We start from the raw sequence: 24,985 nt of genomic DNA on the forward strand, positions 1-24,985 counted from the left end.
GGGTCTTCTTCCGTCCCCCCATGTGGGGGCCGTGGTCTGAGACGATCAGACGCTGCTGCGGGTCCGCGTGCGTGCTGTACGACGCTTCAGTGCTCGGCGCTCGTCCTCGCTCATGCCGCCCCACACACCGGCGTCCTGACCTGACTCGAGAGCCCAGGACAGGCATTCGGCGGTGACGGGGCACCGCGCGCAGACGAGCTTCGCATCGGCGATCTGCGCGATGGCCGGACCGCTGGTTCCCACCGGGAAGAACAGCTCGGGGTCCTCGTCGCGACAGATTGCCTTGTGACGCCAGTCCATTCCTTCTCCTTCAGGTGCGTGTTGCGCGCACCACTCGTCATCGAAATCGTGCTTCTTGTGGCTGTAACCATCAGTTCACGTAGACACACCAAATGTTTCCGTGCTGTTGCTTGTGAATACTTTCACGAATCCAGCTGAAGTCAATGGTGTTCCGCTGACACGTGTGCAATATCACTCTCCGTGGCCCCTTGCGGGAGGGGGGTGGTGCACCCGCGTCCGTGCCAATGTTCTATGCTACGCCGGTTGTTCGATTATTGCCGATATGTTTCTGCAGCTAGTGGCGTAGATCGCATTTCGGCGTCGACGGTCGTGATCGTGATCACCAAGCGATTGCCGTCAGCCTGCGCGTAACCGACTATTCATCTGACCGGAGAGTCAGGTGTCGTCGGCCGCGGTCTCCGGATTTGCGCTGCTCGGGCGTGATGTGCTTGTCGCTCAGTGCGTGATCGGGGCGGATCGACTCACGCCGCGACGGCGTCACCGGTCATCACGGCGACGGTGTCGCCTTTCGTCACGGCGACGGTGTCGCCTTTCGTCACGGTGCGACTACGTCGAGAACGGCGTCGCGGTGAGTGAAGTGGATCGACGTGAAGTCGCCGACGTAGTCGCCGTCCATCTGGACGTCGATCGGTTGTTCGGCGTCGAACTGCACCCACTCGACGTCGTCGTCGCGAATGAGATGCGGCGCCTTCGGGTCGCGATGGGTGAGTAGTCGGGTGGCGAGTCCGACGTTGCGCAGGACACCCGTCGACGTCGCGGCGAATACGCCCAGTCGCGTCGCGAGGTCGGTGCCCGGGTTCGTGCGGATCTCGTGATTGCCCAGGAAAGTCCACGGCGTGGTGTTGCTGACGAATGCGAACCGCACGCCGTCGACCGGCTCGTGACCTTCGATCTGCACGCGGAAGGGCGGTTGATTCGACGAGTCACGGAGAAAGCAGCTGACCGTCGTCCACAGATAGCGCAGGGGTGTTGCCGCCTTGCCTGCGTGACGTTTGTCCTCCATGGCGTGCACGACGACAGCATCCATGCCCATCCCGGCATTGAACAGAAACCATCGGGTGTCGGTGTGTCCCAACCCGATTCGATGAACGGACGAGGCGTCGAGGAGGTCGATCAGCTGGCGGGTCGCGAGCAACGGGTCGGACTCGATGCCGAGCGTGCGGGCGAACACGTTGGCGCTTCCGCCGGGAATGATCGCGAGTGCGGGGCGTGGCAGGGAGGTATTCAGGTCGGCGGGTGGTCCTAGTATGCCGTTGGCCACCTCGTTGACCGAGCCGTCGCCGCCGTGCACGACGACGACGTCGTACCCCTCACGTCTGGCGTGGGCGCCCAGTTCGCCCGCATGGCCACGATGGGTGGTGTGCTCGACGTCGACGGGGACGTGTGCCCGCAGGGTGTTGACGAGCGCGTCGCGACCCGCGGCGGTGGTCGCGGTCGCAAACGGATTGACGATGAGCATGACGCGCACGACTTCCGAGGATATGGGGTCCCGACCAACGCCGACCCTGCGACCCCGTACTCCGGGCACCCCATACTCTGGACGTGTGAGTAGAAAGCAGGACCACGCCGGTCGACGAGGGCGCCCGTCGTCGCAGCGTGACGGTCAGAGCCGGACCGACGTGACTCCGGGCGTGACCGAGCAGTGCCCGATTCAACTGCGCGTTGCCGGCGCTATCACAGCACTCGAAGGCACTATCGCGGTGATCTTTGCGATCGTGCTCGTGATCAGGGCCGCAGCGGGGCACCACGAAGCCGCGATCAGCGGCTACGGGACCGCAGCCTGGTTCGGCATCATCTTCGGTGGCGTGCTGGTCGGTGGTGTGGCGCTGATGCGAGGACGTCGGTGGGGACGGGCCATCTCGCTGGTCGCGCAGATCCTGCTCCTTCCCGTTGCCTACTACCTGTTCACCAGTCATCAGGTCGGGTTCGCGATCCCGTTGGCCCTCGCGGCTGTCGTGACGCTCGTGCTGCTATTTCATCCGGCATCCGTGCGGTGGATCTCAGGCGAACTCGACGAGGCCGAGTGATCGGCGGTGCGGTCGAGACCATGCCCGATGCTTGCCGCACGTCACATCGTGGAAACAGTGTGTGACAACCCGATGCGCTGACGCCGCTGTGATCGGACGGGTCGTAGAGTGGTCGCATGACGCGGATGCTGGCGGTAGCGAATCAGAAAGGTGGCGTCGCCAAGACGACCACCGTCGAGTCACTGGGTGCCGCGCTCGCCGACCTCGATGCGTCGGTGCTCGTCGTCGATCTCGATCCCCAAGGGTGCCTTACCTTTTCGTTGGGGCATGATCCCGACCAACTCCAGGCGTCGGTGCACGATGTGCTTCTCGGTGACGAGGAGATCGCCGACGTGCTCCTTGATACGTCCGACAACGTGACACTGCTGCCCGCGACGATCGATCTCGCCGGTGCCGAGGCATTGCTGTTGATGCGGCCCGGTCGTGAGTACGCGCTCAAGCGCGCACTGGCAGAGGTTGCCGAGGATTACGACGTCATTCTGATCGACTGCCCGCCCTCGCTGGGTGTGCTCACACTCAACGGGCTCACCGCAGCGGATGAGGTGATCGTGCCGCTGCAGTGTGAGACGCTCGCCCACCGCGGCGTCGGGCAGTTGCTGCGCACGGTGAACGAGGTCCAGCAGATCACCAATCCGAACCTGACCATGCTCGGTGCTGTCGCGACCCTGTTCGACGCGCGCACGACCCACAGTCGTGACGTCCTCTCTGACGTCTCCGACCGCTACGACCTACCGGTGATCGAGCCGCCCATCCCGCGCACGGTTCGGTTCGCAGAGGCGTCGGCCTCGGGCGCATCGGTCATGAGGGGCCGTAAGAACAAGGGCGCCACCGCGTATCGCGAGCTCGCCGAAAACCTCTGGAAGCACTGGGAGGCAGGCGAGGACGTGCGGACCTTCGACCCGAGCTGAGCGTCCGACCGCGGCGTCAGCCCGCGTCCGTGGAGACCAGTGCTCGGACCCTCGGGCCGGTTTGCTCGACCACGTCGTTGCCGATGACCCGAAGACTCGTCGTGGCCGAGACGTCGTCGCGCGGGAAGGCGATGCTGCCGGTCTCGCGTCCGGTTGCGGGGTCGCGAACGCTGATTCCGGCCTTGGTGGGGAGCAGCAGTTGCCCGGCCATCGTCTCGCCGGGCCCCAGTGTTTGCGGTACCTGGTAGGTGGGGCGCATGGTCTGGCCGTCGAGAACGACGGTGGCCGTCCCGGTGAAGTAGGTGACGAGTCCCTCGCTGGTCAAGGCGACACTGTCCGACGGCGGCGAGACAGGCCCCTGAACGGTGTTGACCGGGCCGGGGGCGCCGTCGGAGTCGAAGACGCGCAGGGTGGCGCCGTGTCCGGGGGCTCCTGATCGGTCTGCCGGCGCGCGGTCGGCTCCACCGTCGTAGACGGCGATCGCCGAACTGCTCATGGCGACCAGGGCCGGCGGGGGACCGAGTGCCGTGTCGGTGATCAGTGACGACCCGTACTGTCTGACCTTCTCGTCGTTGTCGAGCACGGCGCCGAGCACCGTGAGCCGATAGCCGGGGTCATTCCTGCACCGCTCGATGACCGCGACGCGGTCGCCGCTGATGGTGCCGGAAAAGAACCTGCAGTCGGCACGGCCGGGCTGTGTTCCCGGCTTGACCGGGGCGGTGACGCGCCCGTACTCGATTCCACGAACGAGGTTCGATCCCCAGGTTTCGAGCCGGTGGCTGCCCAGCGCGAGAACGTACCCCGAGTCGGTCACCAGTCTCAGGTCGTCGTCGGCGTCGGAGGTCCGTGCGCCTGCGCGGTGGCCCGTCGAGGACGCCAGGGCGGTGACCTCGGAGCATCCTCGCGAGTTGCGGTACACGCTCAGTACGTCGTCGGTGCTCGCAGGCCAGGCAGCCGCAGCAGCGCAGAGCGGGAGATCCCGGGCGTATCGCCACAGCTCGCGACCGGTTGACGGGTCATGCCCGACGACGGTGCCTGCACTGCCGCTGCGCCCGTTGTCGGCGGTGATGACGACCGACCGGGAGACCGCGGGGACGTTCGTCGCACTCGATGCGGCCGTCCACGCGACGCGGAAGCCGTGCGGCACAGCCGTCGCGGGAGACAGGTCGCGCGCAGGCGCCGAGGCCTGCGCGCTGTCGGTGTGTCGGACCGGACTGACCGACCACACCAGTACCCCGGCCACGACGACGAGCACGACGATGACGGCGGAGACCACCAGGTCGACGCGAGTGCGCCGCTCGGGGGCAATGCGTGTCACGGGCGCTCCGGGCGCGGTTCGATCACCGAGGGGGCGTCCTAGTCGGCTGCGGCGGTCGCTGGTGCGGCGTCCGCGGCGTGTGTGGCGCTCGCATCGGCGTTGCGGTTGCCGACGCGACGGCGACGCCGCCTGCGTGGCTTGCCCTCGCCCCCGTCTGATGTGGTCGCCGCATTGTCGGACGCTGCCTTCGTGGTTGCGGTGTCGTCCCCGGACCCTGTGTTCTTCTGTGCCCCTGTGTTCTTCTGGGTCCCGGTGTCATTCTGTGCTCCGCTGTCGCCCGACCCGGTCGACTTGCCGCCACGTGTCCGACGTCGGGTCCGCGAACTCGCGGTGCGCTCGGAGCGGGGCTTGCGCTCGACGCGTTCACCCTCGGAGTGCTCGCGCTTGGGTGCGGCGACACGGCCGGTGGCCGACTCGGGGATACCGAGCTCCTCGCGCAGGTGATCCGACGTCGAGTAGGTCTCGGCGGGTTCGGGCACACCCAGTTTCAGCGCTGAGTCGATGAGCTCCCAGCGGTGCAGCTCGTCCCAGTCGACGAGGGTGATCGCGATACCGGTGCGGCCTGCTCGACCGGTGCGTCCGATCCGGTGCACGTAGGTCTTGTCGTCGTCGGGGCACTGGTAGTTGATCACGTGGGTGACGTCGTCGATGTCGATGCCGCGCGCTGCGACATCGGTGGCGACGAGTACATCGATCTCGCCGGTACGGAACTTCTTCAGAGCCTTCTCGCGGGCGACCTGTCCGAGATCACCGTGGACGGCGCCGACGGAGAATCCGCGCTCAGCCAGGTCGTCGGCGACCTTCTGCGCGGTGCGCTTGGTGCGGGTGAAGATCATCGTCGCGCCACGACCCTCGGCCTGCAGGATGCGTGCGACGAGTTCTGCCTTGTCGAGTGCGTGCGCGCGATACACGTATTGTGTCGTGCGCTCGTGGACCGCGGAGTCGTTGGCGTGCTCAGCACGGATGTGGGTTGGACGCTGCAGGAAGGTGCGCGCCAGGGTGACGATGGGGCCGGGCATCGTGGCGGAGAAGAGCATCGTCTGCTTCTGTGCGGGCAGTGCCGCCATGATTCGTTCGATGTCGGGGAGGAAGCCGAGGTCGAGCATCTCGTCGGCCTCATCGAGGACGAGAACCGCAACCTTGCCGAGAACCAGATGTCCCTGCTGTGCGAGGTCGAGCAGACGGCCGGGGGTGCCGACGACGACGTCGACGCCCGCCTGCAACTCGGCGATCTGTGACTCGTACGGGCGACCGCCGTAGATGGAGGCGATCTTCAGCGGGCGCTGTTCCCCGGTGGGGAGGGTGACGGTGAGGTTCTTGGCTGCGACCTCGAGGTCGCCGGTGACCTGCACACAGAGCTCACGGGTCGGCACGATCACGAGTGCGCGGGGAGTGTTGTCGAGGGGGCGGAGGCCGCTCTCCTCGGCGTGCATCAGCCGGTGCAGCAGCGGCACGCCGAAGCCGAAGGTCTTGCCCATGCCCGTGCGGGCCTGGCCGATGAGATCGCTGCCGGCGAGGGCGAGGGGAAGTGTGAGCTCCTGGATCGCGAAGGTGTGGGTCTTGCCGTCTGCGATCAGCGCGTCGACGATGTGCTCGTCGACGCCGAGCTCGGCGAAGGTCGGGGGAGTGTGGGTGTCGTCGACGATGGTCGTCTGGACGCCGGGTTCTGTCATGTTTTCTTGTGTGCCTTTCGCATCTGTTCCAGCACGCACGAAAAGGCTCCACTGAGAAGGTCACCGCGATCTGTCAGCGATGACATGCGGTTCTCCGCATCTCCGGAACGGTCCGGTCTGCGAAGGCGTGGGCTCGATGAGTGCGCGCGCAATGTCCGGTGCCCCGCGGTCGGTGTGGTCGCTGCCAGATCGTGGTTCGCTGCCTACAGGTCGCGCGGTGTCACGGCGACGATCCAGGGCTCGCTCGGAGGACTCCGGCGTACCAGGACGTCGCGGTCGCGACAGTGCACCGGTGTCAAGTGTACTTGGTGAACAGATCGTCACCGACCTACCATCGCCTCATGTCGTCTGCTGCGCCCTCCTCCGAGCCGTCGTCCACCACGTCGATCGATCCGGAGGACCCGGCGATCGGCAAGCTCTACTCGGTCCTGCTCGCGGGCGAATTCGCCGCGTTTCACCGCTTGATCGAGGAGTCGGCGATGGCGCCCGACGTGCAGGGGCGCATCAACATCGCCCGCATGGTCGCCTCGGAGATCGCCCACTTCGAGAAGCTCTCCGAACAGGTGAGCCGACGGGGGATCGATCCGGCGGAAGCCGTGGTGCGCTACAGCGGTGTCTTCGACGAGTATCACCGCGTCACCAATCCGAAGACGTGGTACGAGGCACTGGTGAAGGCCTACGTCGCCGACGGTCTGGCTGCCGATTTCTACGCGGAGGTCTCCGGCGCGCTGCCGCCGGGACCACGCGCGGTGGTGGCCGAGGTCATGTCCGCCACCGGGAGCTCGTCATTCGCCCGCGAGGAGGTGTGCACGGCGATCGAGGTCAATCCCGCGTTGCGATCGCCGTTGACGCTGTGGGGGCGTCGACTACTCGGTGAGGCCATCACGCACGCTCAGTGGGTGCTCGCGGCAGAGGAGGAGGTCACCGACCTGCTCTTCTCGGGGGCGGCGTCGCTTCAGGGGATGGCCGGATTCTTCGACGTCGTCGCCGACCGGCACAGCGCGCGCATGGCCGACCTCGGACTCGGCTGAGTCGCCCGACGGTCGCCGGACGGTTCGTTCGCTGTCAGCGGAGCGGGTGTCCGCGTCCCGCGGCACTGCACTAGCCTTGTGCCACAGGCCCTGCGGCGCCCGAGTTGTTCGGGCGCCGGAGTCGTGCAAGACCAGTTGCCTCACACATCAGTCGCGCGAGCTGCGCGCGGCGTCGCCAACGGAAGGGTGGCCATGTCCGTCGAAGTGAAGATCGGCATCACCGACAGCCCGCGAGAACTGTCCATCCAGTCGGCGCTCAGCGGCGACAAGGCATTGGCGACCGTGGAGTCCGCGCTTGCGGGCAAGGAGTCGTTGCTGACGCTGACCGACGAGAAGGGTTCACGCTTCCTGATCCCGGTGACCAAGATCGCCTACGTCGAGGTCGGCAGCTCGGAGACCCGACGCGTCGGGTTCGGTGGCTGAACGCCCGACAGATCCAGCGCTCACAGCGGTGTAGCGCGCCTGCTACTCGGCGGGCGCGCCACCGTTGGACGCGGTCACGTCGCCTGCGGGCGTGAGTTCGTCCGGGGTGTGCCCGATCTGATCGGAGGCACCCGGCTCTCCGTGTTTCGGAACGTGGGACAGTCCACCCCAGAGCAGCGCGACCGTTGTGTCGACCGCTTCGCGCTTGGCGATGGGTCGCTTGGCTTCAAGCCAGTACCTGGCGTTGACCTGGCTTGCGCCGACCAGTCCGGCTGCCAGCATCCGCGACCGGTACGGGTCGAGGCCTGAATCGTGCATGACCAATCCGTAGACGGCGTCGACGCAGGCTTCGGTCGCGCCCTCCACCCGACGGATCACTGCGGGATCCATGGCGTCGGAGGAGAAGATCAGCCGGTAACCGGAATTGTCCTCGTCGATGAAATCGAAGAACGCCTCCACCGCGGCCCGCACACGTTGGCGGTTGTCCGTTGTGGTGAGCAACGCGTTGTTCACATCCGTCACGAGCTTCTCCGCGTGTGAATCGACGACCGCGATGTAGAGGTCGAGCTTCGACGGGAAGTGTTGGTAGAGAACGGGTTTGCTGACCCCGGCGTGGACGGCGATCTCGTCCATCCCTGCCGAGTGGTAACCGCGCTCCACGAAGATCTCGCTGGCGGCGTCGAGCAGTTGTCGCCGCCGTGCGCTGCGGGGCATGCGGGTCCCGTTTCTGGTGCCCGACGACGAGGCGTTGGCGGCAGATGGCATGGATACAGGGTACTCGGGGCGTCAGGCGACGTGACCGGGGTCGCACCAAAGTGGGCCGCCGCTGCCCGGTGTCGTTTCCCGATGCGTGCTGGGCGCCGGTCGCCTCCCCGGATTGTGTGGGTACCTGTGAGAAAGTTGTCCCTGTGAGCCACACAGACAGTGGGCCGGATCGGTCGGCGGAGCGCGGCGACCCTCGTCGGGGCGACGCGCCGACACGCCGGGTCAGGGCAGGGGACGTGGGGTCGCGTGCTGCGCGTGGGGGACGTTCCGAACAGCGCGTGGAGAACTCGTCGCTCGCCGACACCACCCGGATCGAGAAGGTTCGAGCAGGCTCGGCGCCGGCGTCGGGCGGACGTCCGCGGTCGCGTCCGCTCCCGGATCAGCCGCTGCGAGCCCGATGGGACCCCACCGACGACAACGGCCGCACGCGTGTCGACCGCGACGCGCAGCCCGAGCGTAAGAAGCAGAGTGCGCTCGGTCGTTTCGTCTCGACCTACGGATGGCGCGCATACGCCATTCCGGTCCTGCTCCTGCTCACCATCGTGCTGATCGTGGTGACCGCACGCGACGGCGGGTCGAGCACCGATGCGTCGAGTTCGGACGTCACTCCTGCCGCTCAGCGCAACACCGATATCACCAAGGAGACCAAGCCGGTTGGCGCGCCGACGTCGTCGATCAAGGACGTGTCGCTGCCCGCCGGAACGCTGCCCGACGGGGGGCCGTTCACCCAGCAGGGCGAAAAGACCTTCCACGTGGTTCCCGGCGCGGGCAAGCAGATCGGCACCGGACCGCAGGTGTACACCTACACGGTCGAGGTGGAGGACGGTGTCGCACCGTCGGACTACGGCAGCGATCGCGCGTTCGGCAAGATGGTCGACGCCACGCTGGCCAATAATCGGAGTTGGATCGGCGACGGCAAGGTGTCGTTCCGTCGCATCGCCGGCGGCGAGCCGGATCTTCGTGTCTCGCTGAGTTCACCTGGCACGGCGCGCGAGTTGTGCGGATACCAGATCAAACTCGAGACGTCGTGCTTCTATCCTCCCGACAAGCGCGTGACCATCAATGAAGCCCGCTGGGTGCGCGGAGCGCTCTCGTATGAGGGGGACGACGTCGCCTACCGGCAGTATCTGATCAATCATGAAGTGGGCCACGGCATCGGCTACGAGAACCATGAGCCGTGCAAGCACGACGGAGCGCTGGCGCCGGTGATGATGCAGCAGTCGTTCGGCGTGGCGAACTCCCAGATCATGGCCCTTGATCCGGACATGCAGGCCGACAAGGCGCTGATCTGCAAACCGAACCCCTGGCCCTTCCCCGACAAGTGAGGATGTCCGGCGCGTGACTGTCGCGCGACGCCGACCATGTCGGGAATGCCCGTGCGCGGCGAGCCGTTGCGTAGGTGACTCGGTTTTCCTTTCCAGACGGAGGCGTCGAAGTGTCCCTGCCACCGCTTGTCGCGCCAGCGGCAGAACTGTCCAATGACGAAGTCGCCCGCTACAGCAGGCACCTGATCATTCCCGATGTGGGAATGGACGGGCAGAAACGCCTGAAGAATGCCAAGGTGCTCGTTATCGGGGCCGGGGGCCTCGGTTCGCCGACGCTGCTCTATCTCGCGGCCGCGGGTGTGGGGACGATCGGCATCGTCGAGTTCGACGTCGTCGACGAGTCCAACCTGCAGCGGCAGGTCATTCATGGGCAATCCGACATCGGTCGGCCCAAGGCCGAGAGCGCTCGTGACTCGATCCAGGAGATCAACCCGTACGTCACCGTCAACATCCACGACGAACGGCTCGAGCCCGAGGGCGCGATCGAGCTGTTCTCGCAGTACGACCTGATCCTCGACGGCACCGACAACTTCGCCACCCGCTACCTCGTCAACGACGCCGCGGTGCTCGCGCACAAGCCGTACGTGTGGGGTTCGATCTATCGTTTCGAGGGGCAGGCGTCGGTGTTCTGGGAAGATGCCCCCGATGGACGCGGCATCAACTATCGCGATCTCTATCCGCAGGCTCCGCCGCCCGGGATGGTTCCCTCATGTGCCGAGGGGGGCGTGCTCGGCATTCTCTGCGCCTCGATCGGCTCGATCATGGGCACCGAGGCGATCAAGCTGATCTGCGGGATCGGCGAGCCGCTGCTGGGTCGGCTGATGGTCTACGACGCCCTCGACATGACCTACCGGACCATCAGGATCCGCAAGGACCCGGAGGGCGAGCGCATCACCGGCCTCATCGACTACGAGGAGTTCTGCGGTGTGGTGTCGGACGAGGCTGCGCAGGCAGCAGACGGTTCGACGCTGACCCCGCGAGAGTTGAAGGAACGGCTCGACTCAGGTGAGCAACTGGCCCTGATCGACGTGCGTGAACCCGTCGAATGGGACATCGTGCACATCGACGGTGCGATGTTGATTCCGAAGGGCGACATCCTCTCGGGCACGGCGCTCGCGCAGATCCCGCAGGATCGGCCGACCGTGCTCTACTGCAAGACGGGTATCCGCTCGGCTGAGGCACTCGCTGCGCTCAAGCGCGCAGGGTTCGCCGACGCCACCCACCTCCAGGGCGGCGTGACCGCGTGGGCCAACCAGGTCGACAAGGAACTGCCGGTGTACTGAGTCGGCATAACTCCCGGCGCGCCCGCGTCGCTGCCGCAGTTGGGGGGCTGCGCTCGGTAATCTCTGCAGACGTGCAGAATCCGCAACCGCCCGATCACGTGCTCAACACGTTCGGGCTCACCGCTCACCCGCCCATCGCCATGGGCGACACCTGGGTGGGTGGCTGGCGGGTCGGCGAGGTGGTGTTGTCGCTCGTTCCCGATCACGCGCGCGCCGCGTGGTCGGCGTCGGTGCGCGAGAACCTGTACGTCGAGGGCCTGCGGATCGCGCGCCCCTTCCGCGCCACCGACGGCCGGTACGTCGTATCCGGGTGGCGTGCGGACACCTACATCGCGGGATGTCCCGAGCCCCGCCACGACGAGGTGCTCGCCGTCGGCGATCGTCTGCACGAGGTGCTCGCCGACCTCGAGCGTCCGCGCTTCCTACTGCAGCAACCTGCCCCGCCGCACACCGACGTCGACGTATTCGCCGCCGCTGATCGCGCAGCCTGGGAGGATGTGCCGCTGCGTTCTGCGCGCGCAGCCGGGATGAGCGAGCCGACCTCCGACGACGGCCAGCGCAGCGTCGACATGCTCAAGACGCTCGCGACGCTGCGTAAGCCCGTCGAGGTGCCGTCGCAGGTGGTGCACGGAGATCTGTTCGGCACGGTCCTCTTCGCCGGTGCTGCGGCACCCGGTATCACCGACATCGTGCCCTACTGGCGCCCGGCGCCGTGGGCATCGGCCGTCGTCGTCGTCGACTCGCTCGCGTGGGGCGGTGCCGATGACGATCTGGTGCAGCGGTGGGCCGACCAGCCCGAGTGGGCCCAGATGATGTTGCGTGCCACCATGTTCCGGCTCGCGGTGCATGCACTGCATCCGCGCTCGACGGCAGGTGCGCTACCGGGGCTCGCGCGGGTCGTCGACATCGTGCGGATGATGCTCTAGCGCGTCGCACGGCAACCGCGTCGACATGTCCCACCGGCAGTCGCGCAACACGACGCGACCATCACGAATCGGAACGCCTTCGGAGCGCAGTCGCTCGAGCTGACGGGCTGCAAGATGCGCGGCGGGCCGACCCGACGCCGGGACCACCCGGTACCAGGGCAGATCTGCGGTGTCGGTGCGCATGATCCAGCCGACGATCCGTGGCGACGAGAGCCCCGCCGCTTCCGCGAGATCGCCGTAGGTACTCACTTCTCCCGCGGGGATGGCGGTGACGAGCTCGCGCACCGCTTCGACGTCGGCCTCGCTGATCCGCGCCATCGAGGTGTCAACTCCCGTCGCGGATGAGTTGCGCGCACAGCTCGGGTTCGAGGAACGGAACCATGTGCGCGCAGTCGGCGTGGTGGATTGTGACGTCTGCGGAACGATGATCGGCGCAGGCGTCGAGAAACGACGTCGTCACGAACGGCGGGTCGACGCGGTCGGCGACGACCACGTCGGTTCCGACGCCCGGCGGCGGCAGCACGAATGGACGGGCCATCTCGCTCCATGCGGTTGCCGTGGCGGGTTCGCTGATCCGCCACCCGACCCGACCGTGCGGCCGGTCGACGAGGTGCTCGTCGATCTCGCGGTCGAGGTCGCCTGCGGGGACGTCCGACCAGCCCTCGGACAGTTTCGCGGCTCGCGCGGCGTCGGCGTTGGGATAGTCCCAGTTGTCGAGGCTGTCGGTGGCGACCTCGAGCGCGAAGACCGGGTCGAGGCCCTGCGCCGGATCGAGGAGGATGAGTCGACGGACCCGGTCGGGCATGCGGGCGGCGAGGCGCACGGCGACGGCGCCACCGAAGGAGTGCCCGACAAGCACGAACTGCTCGGTGGCTCCGGTGTGTACCTCGACCGCCGCGGCGACGGCGTCGACGTGGTCGTCGAGCCCCCACGGCGGACGCCACGGGGATCTGCCGTGACCGAGCAGATCGGGTGCGATCACCCGGAGCTCGGGGACCGTGGCCGATGCGAAATGCTCCCACCGTCGGCCGTGGCCGGTGAGGCCGTGCAACGCGACGACCGCAGCGCCGTCGGGAGGACCGAAGACATAGGTGTGCAGCGGAGCCATGAACACATCATGCCTCGTACCGCCTGCAGCGCGGTGCGTGCCGCCGCTCGCGTCCCAAGTCGTCTCGAGGAGTGTCGGAGGCGCGTGATTCGATGGACCCGTGGCTCGACGACAAGGGGAGCCGGGACCCTCCCGGACGCGGAACTCCCGCCCGAACAGCCCCCGGCGGGGGCAGGTCGGGGGCACGGCGCTGCGTACTCATCTCGTCGCCTCGACCGCCGATGACGCGGGACAGGGCAGCGGTACACAGCCGCGGGTCTGGCCCGACCACGTGCAAGCCGTCATCGACGGTGCGGTGCCGGTCGAGGGCGACAGCTCCGGCTGGCGGCCCTGGCGGGTGCACGGCGGTCCGGGTACTGGCAAGACCTCCCTGGTCGTTGATGCCGCTGTCGCGCGGTTGCTCACCGAAGGCACCGATCCGGAATCGATCCTGGTGCTCGCATCGAGCAGGCGTTCGGCGATCACCCTGCGCGAACGGATAACCCGCAGAGTGCTGGCGGCGTCCGGCGGATTCGGGACGGGTGCGGGCGGTGCGCTGCGCGAACCACTCGTGCGCACGGTTCACTCGTACGCGTTCGCCATCCTGCGCTTGCAGGCGAGCGCTCACGGCAATCCGCCGCCGCGGCTGATCACCGGCTCCGAGCAGGACGTCGTGCTGCGCGAACTGCTCGCGGGCGACATCGAGGACGGCGCGGACTACTGGCCGGCACTGCTGCGTCCCGCGCTGGGCACCGACGGTTTCGCGCAGGCGCTGCGCGATCTCATGATGCGCGCTGCCGAGCGCGGAGTCGGGCCCGAGGAACTCGCGGCGCTCGGACGTCACCACCGTCGGCCGGCGTGGGTGGCTGCCGCGCGGGCGTATGCGCAGTACGAACAGAACATGCTGCTGCGCGGTGCCGTCGGCCTCGCGACACCTGGTGCGTCGGCGCCCGCGGTCGACGCCGCAGAGCTCGTCGGATCTGCACTGTCGGCCTTCGCGACAGACCCCGATCTGCTCGCCGGACAGCGCACCCGAATCCGACACCTCATCGTCGACGACGCCCAGCACCTCGATCCGCAGGCAGCAGAGCTCGTGCGGCTCGTCGGGACCGGCACCGACTCGACGATCATCGCCGCCGACACCGACCAGTCCATCTTCGGGTTTCGTGGGGCAAGCCCCCGCTTCGCCGACGGGCTCGCCGAGGCGGGCTCCGAGCGCGACATCGTGCTGAGCGAGGACTTCCGCTCACATCCCGCGATCGGCGCCGTGGGTCGCGCACTGGCGACGCGCCTGCCGGGAGCACGCCCACATCACTATCCGCGGCCGTCGTCGGCAGGCGATACCGAGGGCGGCGTGTCAGAAACTGCGGGTGGGCACGAGGAGGCAGGTGCTTCCGTGCGGGTCTTCTCGTCGGCGGCCAAGGAGGCGACGGCGGTTGCGGACCTGCTGCGTCGAGCTCATCTGTTCGACGGTGTCGCCTGGTCGGACATGGCGGTCATCGTCCGGTCTGTCCACCTGGCGCTGCCCGCGCTGCGTCGAGCCTTCCGGTCCGCGGGCGTTCCGCTCACGACGCCCACCTCCGACCTCCCGATCCACAGGCAACGGTCGGTCGCGGCGCTGATGACGGTGCTGCGCGCAGTGGCCGCTCGCTCGGCCACCGATCCCGCGGCGTCGACAGACGCCACCGAGGCGGCCGACTCCCTCGACGAGGTGTTCTCCCTCGACGACACGGTCGCCCTGCTGACCGGACCGATCGGTGCAGCCGATCCCGGCGCGATGCGACGTCTGCGTCGCGGTGTGCGCCGATGCGACGAGAAGGCCGAGCGCGCAGGGGCTGCAGCCGATGCGCCTGTGGAACCTTCTGCGCAGCAGCGTGATTCGTTGACCTCCTTGCGTGAGGCGTTACTCGACGACGAGGTCGCTCAACGCTATCTGCGAACACTGTCCGACACCGAGGCGGCGCCGCTGCGGCGCGCGCTCGACGTGATCGCGGCGGCGCAACGCGCACACCTCGCCCGTCGAGGCGTCGAGGAGACGCTCTGGGCCGCATGGCAAGCGAGTGGGCTCGAGCGTCGGTGGGTCGGTAGCGCCATCCGAGGCGGGCCCGCTGGTGAACAGGCCGACCGCGATCTCGACGCGATGATGGCGATGTTCGAGGCCGCAGCGGATTTCGCCGACACACTGCCCTCGGCGGGACCAGCGTCGTTCGTGCATTACCTGAGCCAGTTGCAGATCCCGCGCGACTCCAGAACGCCTTCTGCCACTGCCGATTCCGTGACGGTGCTCTCGGCACACGCCGCTGCGGGACGCGAGTGGGAGGTGGTGGTCGTTGCGGGCGTCCTCGACGGTCTGTGGCCGTCGCTGCGGAGCAGGGGCAGCGTACTCGGTACCGCAGAACTCATCGACCTGCTCGACGGCGTCGCGCCGGAGGGGATCGACGTGGTCACACGCGGCGCCGTCGCGCTGGCCGACGAGCGACGCCTGCTGCTCGTCGCCTGCACGCGGGCGAGGCGTCGGCTACTGGTGACGGCGGTCGAGGACGGCAGCGGCGACGCGTCGCCGTCGAGGTTCATCGCCGAGATCGCCGCTGCGCTCGGTGGCACCTCCGACGACGACTCCGATGCGGGTCAGGTTCTCGAGGGCGTTGCGCTCGATCCCGGCGTCGACCGCGTGCTGTCCCTCCCGTCGCTGGTGGCCACGCTGCGGTCGGTCGTCCTCGCGGGCGCAGAGGACCCGGAACCCGACGAGCGCACCCGAGCGGCAGCCGAACTTCTTGCCACCCTTGCCGACTCCGATATCCCTGGCGCTCACCCGCGCGACTGGTTCGGTCTGGCAGAGGTGAGCAGCACCGAGCCGCTGTGGCGCGCCGAGGACGGACCCGTCACGCTGTCGCCGTCGAACATCGAGAGTCTGAGCCGGTGCTCGCTGCGGTGGCTGCTCGAGCGCAACGGCGGACGCGACGGCGACGCGACGCCCGCGATCGCAGGAAGTCTGGTGCACACGCTCGTCCAGGCGGTTGCAGGCAACATCGATCCCGCCGAGGTGACCGGTGCGCTCCGCGACATCTGGGAGCGGGTCGACACCGGTGCGGCGTGGTACTCGGCGCACGAGTTGGCGCGTGCCGAGGAGATGTTGACCAATTTCCGGGACTGGCTGCGTATCTCGCGCGACGACCTGCACGAGCGGGGCGTCGAGTCGGCCATCGACGCGACATTGCCCGGCGTCGACGACGATCCGCCGGTCCGGTTGCGCGGTCGCGTCGACCGGCTCGAAGCCGACTCGTCGGGCAGGCCGGTCGTCGTTGACGTCAAGACCGCGAAGACCGCGGTCTCACGTGCCGATGCCGAGGAACACGCGCAGCTCGCCGCCTACCAGGTGGCGCTGGCCCACGGTGGCGCGTCGCAGTTCCCGCCAGGGGCGGATGGCACGCTCGAGCCGGGCGGTGGGCGGCTGGTGTTCGTGTCGGCGACCAACACGTCGACCGGGGCGTCCGAGCGGGTGCAGCCGCCGTTGACGCCCGAACTGCTCGACGAGTGGATCACGGTGGTGCGGTCGGCGGCCAAGGCCAGTGTCGGGCCGGTGTTCGACGCGACGCCCAACCCCGGCTGTGTGCACTGCGCGTTGCACACGAGTTGCCCGGCACAGCTGCGTGGCAAGGCGGTGATCGATGACTGACCTCGACGTCACCGGCGTGCGTGTCTCGGCGACCTCGCTGGCCGCTGCGCTCGGCCTGCCCATGCCGACAGCCGAACAGGTCGCCGTCATCGAGGCTCCGCTCGAGCCCTTGCTCGTGGTCGCGGGCGCGGGCGCAGGCAAGACCGAGACCATGGCCTCGCGGGTGGTCTGGCTGGTCGCGAACGGACTCGTCGCCCCCGACGAGATCCTCGGACTCACCTTCACCCGGAAGGCGGCCAGTGAACTCGGGGCGCGTATCCGGCGTCGCCTGTCGATGCTCGCCGGCTCGCCCGCGTTGGTCAACTGGGACCCCGACGGCTCGCTCGCGGCCCGGCTGCGCTCCGCCGATCCCGAGGTGAGTACCTATCACGCGTACGCGGGCCGACTCATCGCCGACTACGGCTTGCTGCTGCCCGTCGAGCCGAGCTCGACACTGCTGAGCGAGACCGAGCTATGGCAGCTCGCTTTCTCTATCGTGTCCACCTGGACCGGACCGTTGCACACCACCAAGGTGCCCTCCAGCGTGACCGAAGCCGTGCTGCGCCTGCACGGCGAGATGGCAGAGCACCTCGTCGACCTCGACACCGTGACCGCCTGGGGCGACGACCTGCGATCGATGGTCGACACGCTGCCGCCGGGACCACGCCAGCGCGCGGCACCCAGCAAAGACCTGCTCAAGATCCAGGAGGTCATCGACGAACGTCGCGAACTGTTACCGATGGTCGCCGCACTGCGGGCGGCGATGCGCGAGCAGTCGGCTCTCGACTTCGGCAGCCAGATGTCGCTGGCCGCGCAACTGGTGCAGCGCAATCCCGATGTCGCCGCGGCGGAACGGCGCATGTTCCGCGCCGTGCTACTCGACGAGTACCAGGACACCGGACACTCGCAGCGAATTCTCCTGTCGACGCTGTTCGGTGGCGGCGCCGGCGCGAACACCGGGCATGCGGGGGGCGAGTATCCGACCGTCGCGGTCACTGCGGTCGGCGACCCGATCCAGTCCATCTATGGCTGGCGCGGAGCGTCGGCGGCCAATCTGCCGCGCTTCAGCGCCGACTTCCGGCGCTCGGACGGCAGCCCGTCGGACCGACTCGAACTGCTGACGAGCTGGCGCAACCCCTCACATACCCTCGATCTCGCCAACCGCACATCGGAGGAGTTGCGGCGCAGAGGTATTCCGGTCAGCGTGCTGCGACCTCGACCCGACGCCCCGAGGGGGACGGTGTCGATGGCACTCACGGATACCGTGACCGCCGAACGGTCCTGGGTCGCCGACCACATCGAGCGACACTATCGCGACGCCGAGCGCGACGCCGTCGACCCGCCGACCATCGCGATCCTGGTGCGGCGCAACGAGGATTCGGCACCGTTGGCCGCGGAACTGGAGAGCCGGGGCATCCCGGCAGAGGTGATCGGCATCGGCGGCCTGCTGCACGTACCCGAGATCGAGGACGTCGTGGCCACGCTGAGGTTGATGGCCGACCCGATGGCCGGAACAGCCGCGATGCGGCTGCTCACCGGAGCGCGATGGCAACTGGGAGCCGCCGACATCGCCGCACTGTGGCGTCGGGCGACCAGTCTCGCGGCCGACGCCTTCGCGGCGTCGGGTGGCACGGTCACCAGCCGTGAAGAACTCGACGCCGCACTCGTTGCGGTGCTGCCGACGGAGGTCGTCGATCGCGCCGGGATCGCTGACGCCGTCGTCGATCCCGGTGATCCCGCGGCCTACACGCCGCAGGGATACGCACGCATCCGGGCGTTCGGCGCCCAGCTCGAAGCGCTACGAAGGCGCATCGGCCAGCCCCTGCCCGAACTCGTGGCCGATGTCGAGAACACGATCGGGGTCGGTATCGAGGCGCAGATTCGCGCACGTCGTATGCGTGGAGCAATCACTGGTCGTGAGCATCTCGATGCGTTCGCCGAGTACGTGACGGTCTATGCGGAACGCCCAGGCGCGAATCTGCCGGGCCTGCTGGCCTTTCTGGACACCGCGGAAACCATCGAGAAGGGACTCGAGCCCGGCCGGATCGAGGTGGCCGAGCAACGTGTGCAGATTCTCACCGTGCACGCGGCGAAGGGGCTCGAATGGGACGTCGTCGCTCTGCCGCACGTGGCTGCGCGGATCTTTCCGGGCGGACGCGCCGACACGACGTGGATGCGCAGTGCAAAGGAGTTGCCGGGGCCGCTACGCGGCGACCTGGCGGAGCAGGGAACGGGGGAGGGGTTCCCCACTTTCGACCTGGCCTCGGCAGGCATCGGCGATCGCAAAGAACTCGCCGAGGCACTCACGCTGCACAAGGAGGCCATCGACGAGCGTCGACTCGAAGAGGATCGCAGGCTGCTTTACGTCGCATTGACGCGAGCTCGCCACGACCTGCTCGTATCGGCTCATCATTGGGGCGAGTCCGGTGACAAGCCGCGCGGTGGATCGGAGTTCTTCGACGAGCTCGTCGCGATCGTCTCCGACGCGATCGCCGATCCGGCCATCGACTCCGACGGCCTCGCGATCGACGAACTCGCACCGCCGCCCGAGGACGGTGCCACCAACCCGTTGGCCGAACGGATCATTCGTTCGTCGTGGCCCGCCGACCGGTTGGGTGCGCGACGGGCCGGGGTCGACGCGGCTGCGCGACTGGTTCTCGACGCCATCGCCGGCCGCAGCGCCCCGGCACTGTTCGAGGCACCGGCCGCCGATACCGGCGGTGCCGGTGTCCGCAGCAGTGACCCCGCAACCGGCGGCCCCGCCACCGACGACCCCGCAACCGACGACCCCGAGATCGCCGACTGGCGAGCAGAAGTGGACGCGCTGCTCGCCGAACATCACCGGGGTAATCAGGCCCTCGTCGACGTCGCGCTCCCGACCCACCTGTCGGTCAGCCAACTCGTCGAACTCGATTCGGACGAGCGGGAATTCGCTCGACGACTCCGACGCCCGACACCGTTTCGGCCGAATCCGACGGCGCGCCGCGGCACCGCCTTCCACGCGTGGGTGGAGCGGTGGTTCGGTGCGACGCGGCTGCTCGACATCGACGAACTGCCGGGTGCCGCCGATTCCTCGGCGTCGCCGGATGCCGATCTCGACGCGCTGCGCGAGGCGTTCCTGGCGTCGAGGTGGGCATCGCGCAACCCCAGCGAGGTCGAGGTGCCCTTTGAGACCGTCATCGGCGACACGGTGATCCGCGGTCGGATCGACGCGGTGTTCGCCGAACCCGATGGTTCGTGGGTCGTCGTCGACTGGAAGACGGGAGCGGTGCCCGGCGGTCGGGGCGGTGGAGATCGTCAGAGCGGCGGGGGCCGAGAGGGCGACGAGGCATCCAACGACGCCACCGTGAGCGGCGCGCACCGTGAATCCGTCGACATCCAGCTCGCCGCGTACCGGATTGCGTGGGCGCAACTGGCGGGTGTTCCGGTGGAGCGGGTGAGGGCCGCATTCCACTATGTCCGGCACAACTACACGCTCGAGCCCGCTGAACTGCCCGACCACGACGATCTCCTGGCCCTACTCGCACGAGAGTCGGAGCAGTGAAACGTGCCGCGGATGCACTAGATTCACACCCTGTGAAGCAAAGGTGGTTGCGCTGATGCGCGGACGCGGGTTGCGCCGTCGATGGCGGGGTGAAGAACTCTCCGACGGCCCGGATTACGCGCTTGTCGGCGTTGTCCGCATCCCCGAGCTCAAGCACAGTCCCGCGCGGGCGATCGGGCGCCGGGTCATCTTCGCGATCGTCGCGCTCTTCTTCACGGCCGTTCTCGTCTATATCGATCGCAGTGGATACCGCGATGTCCAGGAGAACCCGCTCTCGTTCCTCGACGCGATGTACTACTCGGCCGTGACGTTGTCGACCACCGGCTACGGCGACATCACCCCGTTCACTCCGTCGGCTCGACTGATCAACCTGCTGATCATCACTCCGCTGCGCGTGCTGTTCCTGATCGTGTTGATCGGAACGACGCTCGAGGTGCTCACCGAGCGGTCCCGCCAAGCTCTCAAGATCCAGCGCTGGAGGAACAACGTGCGCAATCACACCGTCGTCATCGGGTACGGCACCAAGGGCCGTACGGCGGTCGACGCCATGATCGGCGACGGCATCAAGCCGTCGGAGATCGTCGTCGTCGACAACAATCCCGGGGTCCTCGAACACGCCGAGGCCGACGGCCTCGTGACCGTCCGCGGTGATGCGACCAAATCAGACGTGTTGCGCCTGGCGGGTGTCGCGCACGCGGCCAGCATCGTCGTCGCCGCCAACCGTGACGACACCGCCGTGCTTGCCACGCTGACGGCTCGCGAACTCAACCCGCGAGCGAAGATCGTCGCGTCGATCAGGGAGTCGGAGAACACGCACCTGATGCGACAGTCGGGCGCGAACTCGGTTGTGGTCTCGTCGGAGACTGCGGGCAGGCTTCTGGGAATCGCGACGATGACGCCGTCCGTGGTGGAGGTGATCGAGGATCTGCTGACCCCCGACGCCGGGTACGCCATTGCCGAGCGCGAGGTGGACCCGACCGAGACCGGCGGTTCGCCCGCCCATACTCGCGATATCGTCCTCGGCGTCGTGCGCAACGGTGTGCTGCATCGTGTCGACGACAGCGAGGTGGAGCAGATCGAGGCCGGAGATCGGCTGCTGTACGTGCGCAAGGGTGCCCCTGACTGATGCGCTCGGCGCACGACACCAACCCCGTCTCGCGTGTGGCGCGCCGGTCAGGGTAGAACAGACCTCATGGGCGCCTTTGTCTTCGACCAACCGCCGTTGCTGTCCCGGGGCACATTCGATCGTGCCGATGAAGTCCGTGATGAACCCGATCGCATGGTGGCCGGCTGGTCGACGGCCAAGGTGCTGCGCGTCGACGCCGGTGGCCGCTATCCGGTCGACGCCGACGGTGCGCTGCGATGGGCCGACGCCGCCGAGTTCGGCGATCACCCGCCCGCCGACGCCGTCTTCCTCGCGCATACCGACACCGATCTGTGGACGGTGAGGGTCGACGAACTCGACGGAAAGACCGCCGACCCCCGACGCGGCGCGGTTCGACTCGACCCCGACGAGGCCGGCTTGCTCGCCACTGCGCTGGGCATCCTGAACTGGCATGCGACAGCACGCTTTTCGCCGGTCGATGGCGCGCCGACAGTGCCTGCGCGCGGGGGATGGGTACGACGCAACCCGGAGACCGGCGTCGACGAGTTCCCGCGCACGGATCCCGCGATCATCACCGTGGTCCACGACGGCGCAGACCGTATCCTGCTCGGACGCCAGGCCGTCTGGCCCGACCGCTGGTACTCGACACTCGCGGGCTTCGTCGAACCGGGTGAATCGTTGGAACAGTGCGTAATTCGGGAGGTGCACGAGGAAGTCGGCATCACCGTGCGTGAACCCCGCTATCTCGGTTCGCAGCCGTGGCCGTTTCCGCGGTCGTTGATGCTCGGCTTCTCCGCGCTCGGCGACCCCGACGAACCACTGCGCTTCCTCGACGGCGAGATCGGCGACGCGCAGTGGTTCACGCGTACCGAGGTTCTCGAGGCCCTCGACCGTGGCGACGAATGGCTGCGGGGCATGCCCGAGCCCGATATCGCCGACGGCGAGAACGCCCCTCGACTCCTGCTTCCCGGCTCGATCTCCATCGCGCGAGCGCTCGTCGAAGCGTGGGCGCGCACGCCCGCCTGACGGGGCCTGCGTCAGACGCCGAGCTTCTTCTTCACGTCGGTGATCGAGGGATTCGTCGCGGTCGTGCCGTCGGCGTACAGCACGGTCGGAACCACATGGTTGCCGCCGTTGACGCTGCCGACGAACTCTGCGGCGTCGGGGTTGCGTTCGATGTCGATCTCGGTCCACTCGAGGCCGGAACTGCGCAGGGCCGTCTTGAGGCGCGCACAGTAACCGCACCACGACGTGGTGTACATGGTCAGTGCGGCCGGGGTCTGGGTGTCGGAACTCTGCGTGTCGGAAGTCTCGCTCATGGCATCCACAACACGATCGTCGCCGCCGGTGTTCCCGGCGGCCTCCACCCCGCCTGTGGGAACGAACACTCCGTCGGGCTTGTGGAGTGCGGGTGCCCGGGCGCGGCTCGGCGTCGTATCGGGGTGCCATAGTGGAACCCGTGCCCGACAGTTCCACATCGCCCCGCAACGCACGTGACCGCAGCATCCTCGACGGACTCGACCCGGAGCAGCGGGCCGCGGTTCTCGCGCCGCGCGGCCCGGTGTGCGTGTTGGCAGGCGCAGGAACAGGCAAGACGCGCACCATCACGCGTCGCATCGCGTACCTGATCGATCAGGGCCAGGTGAACCCTGGCCAGGTGCTCGCCGTGACGTTCACCGCGCGTGCGGCGGGCGAGATGCGCGGCAGGCTCAGGTCGCTCGGCATCGGCGCCGACGGCCCGAGCGTGCTGGCGCAGACCTTCCACGCGGCGGCCATGCGCCAGCTCCGCTACTTCTGGCCGAGGGCGTTCGGCAGTGCGTCGTGGGAACTGCTCGACAACAAGTTCCCGCTCGTGGGGCGAGCGGCACGCAAGGCCGGACTCGACAGCTCGACCGATACCGTGCGCGATCTGATGTCGGAGATCGAGTGGGCCAAGGCCTCGCTCATCGGCCCCGAGGACTACGTTGCGGCCGTCACCCGCGCCACCCGCGAGATCCCCGCGCCCGCCGCACAGGTGGCCAAGGCGTTCGCCGCCTACGAGGACGCCAAGGTCTCGCCCGACGGCGACCGCCTCCTCGACTTCGACGATCTCCTCATCTTCATGACGACGATTCTCGAGTCCGACGCCGGACTTGCCGACGAATTCCGTTCGCGCTATCGGTGTTTCGTCGTCGACGAGTACCAGGACGTGACACCGGTGCAGCAGGGGCTGCTCGACGCGTGGCTCGGAGCGCGCGACGACCTCACCGTCGTCGGCGACGCCAACCAGACGATCTATACCTTCACCGGCGCGACGCCCAAGTACCTGCTCGACTTCGGCCGTCGATTCCCCGACGCCGCGCTCGTGCGCCTCGAACGTGACTATCGGTCGACGCCGCAGGTGGTGAGCCTGGCCAACCGTGTGATCGGTGCCGCGCGCGGACGTATCGCCGGCACGCGACTGCAATTGATCGGCCAGCGCGACGCCGGACCGGAGCCCGAGTTCGCCGAGTACGACGACGAGCCGAGCGAGGCGTCCGCGGTTGCCGCAGCCATCAAGCGCCTCATGAACGCGGGAGTGGCGGCGTCGGAGATCGCGATCCTCTACCGCATCAATGCACAGTCGGAGAACCACGAACAGGCGCTCACCGAAGCGGGCATCCCCTACCAGGTGCGCGGCGGGGAGGCATTCTTCACCAGGGCGGAGGTCCGTCAGGCCATGCGGCAACTCTCGCTGGTGGCGCAGCGCGGTGTCCGCGACGACGTCGAACTGACCACGGTGGTGCGCTCGGTTCTCGGTGAACTCGGCATGTCCGACGACGAGCCCAAAGGTGCACAGGCGAAGGCGCGGTGGCAGTCGTTGCGCGCGCTGTCCGGGCTGGCCGACGAGATGCTCGTCGACAATCCCGACCTCACGCTGACCGAGCTGGTCGCAGAACTCGATGCGCGGTCGCAGGCTCGGCACCCACCGACCGTCCAGGGCGTCACGCTGTCGTCGTTGCACGCGGCGAAGGGACTGGAATGGGACGCGGTGTTCCTCGTCGGACTGACCGAGGGATCGCTCCCGATCAGCCAGGCCATCAAGGGATCGTACGATGACGTCGAGGAGGAGCGTCGACTCTTCTATGTCGGCGTGACTCGAGCGCGCGAGCATCTGCACATCTCCTGGGCGATCGCCCGTAACGAGGGTGGTCGTGCTCGACGACGTTCCCGTTTTCTCGCCGACATCGTTCCCGACGACTCTCCCGCATCGCGGATCGCAGCACCGTCGAAGCGGCCGCAACGTCGGGGACCGACGTGTCGCGTGTGTGGATCTCGGTTGCTCGATTCGACCGCGACCCTGCTCGGGCGTTGTGCCGATTGCCCGTCGGATCTCGACGAGGAACTGCTGGTGGCGCTCAAGGAGTGGCGCCGCACCCGGGCCGATTCGAAGAAGGTCCCTGCCTTCGTCGTGTTCTCCGACAAGACGTTGCTCGCGATCGCCGAGCAGCGACCGACCGATTCCGCTGCGCTCGTGTCGATCTCGGGCATTGGCGCGGCGAAACTTAACGAGTACGGAGACGAGGTCATCGAACTCGTCAAAACTGCAGGTCAAAAATAGGTTGTGCGCTCGTGAGCGCAGCGCATAGTCTGGTT

At 67.8% G+C, this 24,985-nt stretch carries 19 protein-coding genes and 1 pseudogene; 12 read left to right on the forward strand and 8 right to left on the reverse strand.

What is annotated here, in order from left to right:
• Positions 1–45: 45 nt before the first annotated feature.
• Both GOACH_RS03695 and GOACH_RS03700 read right to left on the reverse strand, forming a co-directional pair.
• The gene (locus GOACH_RS03695; RefSeq protein ID WP_005170735.1) at positions 46–300 is read right to left on the reverse strand and encodes a WhiB family transcriptional regulator; all 255 of its coding nucleotides are present in this window, start codon (positions 298–300) and stop codon (positions 46–48) included.
• Between the two features lie 535 nt (positions 301–835).
• Positions 836–1,759, reverse strand: coding sequence for a diacylglycerol/lipid kinase family protein (locus GOACH_RS03700; RefSeq protein ID WP_005170738.1), 924 nt, complete (start codon positions 1,757–1,759; stop codon positions 836–838).
• Between the two features lie 160 nt (positions 1,760–1,919).
• On the opposite strand from GOACH_RS03700, the gene GOACH_RS03705 reads away from it, so the two are divergent.
• Positions 1,920–2,327: a hypothetical protein gene (locus GOACH_RS03705; RefSeq protein WP_005170741.1), complete on the forward strand. Its 408-nt coding sequence runs from the start codon at positions 1,920–1,922 to the stop codon at positions 2,325–2,327.
• A 116-nt stretch (positions 2,328–2,443) separates the two neighbouring features.
• A complete protein-coding gene (locus GOACH_RS03710; RefSeq protein WP_005170744.1) occupies positions 2,444–3,235 on the forward strand; it encodes a ParA family protein in 792 nt (263 codons plus the stop codon).
• Between the two features lie 16 nt (positions 3,236–3,251).
• On the opposite strand, the gene GOACH_RS03715 is transcribed toward GOACH_RS03710, so the two are convergent.
• Entirely contained in the window at positions 3,252–4,553 is a 1,302-nt protein-coding gene (locus GOACH_RS03715; protein WP_005170747.1) for an Rv3212 family protein, read from the reverse strand.
• A gap of 38 nt (positions 4,554–4,591) precedes the next feature.
• Complete coding sequence (locus GOACH_RS03720) at positions 4,592–6,226, reverse strand: DEAD/DEAH box helicase (protein ID WP_005170750.1); 1,635 nt, start codon at positions 6,224–6,226, stop codon at positions 4,592–4,594.
• Between the two features lie 341 nt (positions 6,227–6,567).
• Between GOACH_RS03720 and GOACH_RS03725 the strand changes: the two genes are divergently transcribed.
• Positions 6,568–7,257, forward strand: coding sequence for a ferritin-like fold-containing protein (locus GOACH_RS03725; RefSeq protein WP_005170753.1), 690 nt, complete (start codon positions 6,568–6,570; stop codon positions 7,255–7,257).
• A 192-nt stretch (positions 7,258–7,449) separates the two neighbouring features.
• Complete coding sequence (locus tag GOACH_RS03730) at positions 7,450–7,680, forward strand: DUF3107 domain-containing protein (protein WP_005170756.1); 231 nt, start codon at positions 7,450–7,452, stop codon at positions 7,678–7,680.
• 42 nt (positions 7,681–7,722) lie between these two features.
• Here GOACH_RS03730 and fasR read toward each other — a convergent pair whose 3' ends face one another.
• Complete coding sequence (fasR, locus tag GOACH_RS03735; protein WP_040517563.1) at positions 7,723–8,445, reverse strand: HTH-type transcriptional activator FasR; 723 nt, start codon at positions 8,443–8,445, stop codon at positions 7,723–7,725.
• Positions 8,446–8,756: 311 nt separating this feature from the next.
• Here fasR and GOACH_RS03740 point away from each other — a divergent pair, with 311 nt between their 5' ends.
• The 3 genes from GOACH_RS03740 to GOACH_RS03750 all read left to right on the forward strand — a co-directional run bounded on the left by GOACH_RS03740 (position 8,757) and on the right by GOACH_RS03750 (position 11,979).
• Positions 8,757–9,770 carry a DUF3152 domain-containing protein gene (locus GOACH_RS03740; protein WP_052003902.1) on the forward strand — a complete coding sequence of 338 codons (1,014 nt, stop codon included), beginning with the start codon at positions 8,757–8,759 and terminating at the stop codon, positions 9,768–9,770.
• Between the two features lie 110 nt (positions 9,771–9,880).
• A complete protein-coding gene (gene moeZ, locus GOACH_RS03745) occupies positions 9,881–11,053 on the forward strand; it encodes an adenylyltransferase/sulfurtransferase MoeZ (RefSeq protein ID WP_005170762.1) in 1,173 nt (390 codons plus the stop codon).
• Positions 11,054–11,124: 71 nt separating this feature from the next.
• The gene (locus GOACH_RS03750; protein ID WP_005170764.1) at positions 11,125–11,979 is read left to right on the forward strand and encodes a TIGR02569 family protein; all 855 of its coding nucleotides are present in this window, start codon (positions 11,125–11,127) and stop codon (positions 11,977–11,979) included.
• Positions 11,980–12,003: 24 nt separating this feature from the next.
• On the opposite strand, the pseudogene GOACH_RS03755 reads toward GOACH_RS03750, so the two are convergent.
• A pseudogene (locus GOACH_RS03755) lies at positions 12,004–12,297 on the reverse strand (MGMT family protein); the annotation flags it as partial.
• Positions 12,298–12,304: 7 nt separating this feature from the next.
• Positions 12,305–13,087 carry an alpha/beta hydrolase gene (locus tag GOACH_RS03760; protein WP_040517566.1) on the reverse strand — a complete coding sequence of 261 codons (783 nt, stop codon included), beginning with the start codon at positions 13,085–13,087 and terminating at the stop codon, positions 12,305–12,307.
• Between the two features lie 190 nt (positions 13,088–13,277).
• On the opposite strand from GOACH_RS03760, the gene GOACH_RS03765 reads away from it, so the two are divergent.
• From GOACH_RS03765 to nudC, 4 genes are all read left to right on the forward strand, one after another.
• Positions 13,278–16,742 (forward strand): ATP-dependent helicase, encoded by a 3,465-nt coding sequence (locus tag GOACH_RS03765; protein ID WP_157227526.1) that lies wholly within the window; start codon positions 13,278–13,280, stop codon positions 16,740–16,742.
• Entirely contained in the window at positions 16,735–20,265 is a 3,531-nt protein-coding gene (locus tag GOACH_RS03770) for an ATP-dependent helicase (RefSeq protein WP_005170773.1), read from the forward strand. Before GOACH_RS03765 ends, GOACH_RS03770 begins: the two co-directional genes overlap by 8 nt.
• Positions 20,266–20,320: 55 nt before the next feature.
• Positions 20,321–21,391 (forward strand): potassium channel family protein, encoded by a 1,071-nt coding sequence (locus GOACH_RS03775; protein WP_005170776.1) that lies wholly within the window; start codon positions 20,321–20,323, stop codon positions 21,389–21,391.
• 66 nt (positions 21,392–21,457) lie between these two features.
• Positions 21,458–22,396: an NAD(+) diphosphatase gene (gene nudC / locus GOACH_RS03780; protein WP_005170779.1), complete on the forward strand. Its 939-nt coding sequence runs from the start codon at positions 21,458–21,460 to the stop codon at positions 22,394–22,396.
• An 11-nt stretch (positions 22,397–22,407) separates the two neighbouring features.
• Here the strand turns inward: nudC and GOACH_RS03785 are convergent, their stop codons facing one another.
• The gene (locus GOACH_RS03785; RefSeq protein ID WP_005170782.1) at positions 22,408–22,689 is read right to left on the reverse strand and encodes a mycoredoxin; all 282 of its coding nucleotides are present in this window, start codon (positions 22,687–22,689) and stop codon (positions 22,408–22,410) included.
• A 140-nt stretch (positions 22,690–22,829) separates the two neighbouring features.
• Between GOACH_RS03785 and GOACH_RS03790 the strand changes: the two genes are divergently transcribed.
• On the forward strand, positions 22,830–24,950 hold the full coding sequence (locus GOACH_RS03790) for an ATP-dependent DNA helicase UvrD2 (RefSeq protein ID WP_040517699.1): 2,121 nt from the start codon (positions 22,830–22,832) through the stop codon (positions 24,948–24,950).
• The last annotated feature ends 35 nt before the right edge of the window (positions 24,951–24,985 follow it).

The sequence above is a fragment of the Gordonia aichiensis NBRC 108223 genome (genome assembly GCF_000332975.1).
Lineage (GTDB): Bacteria > Actinomycetota > Actinomycetes > Mycobacteriales > Mycobacteriaceae > Gordonia > Gordonia aichiensis.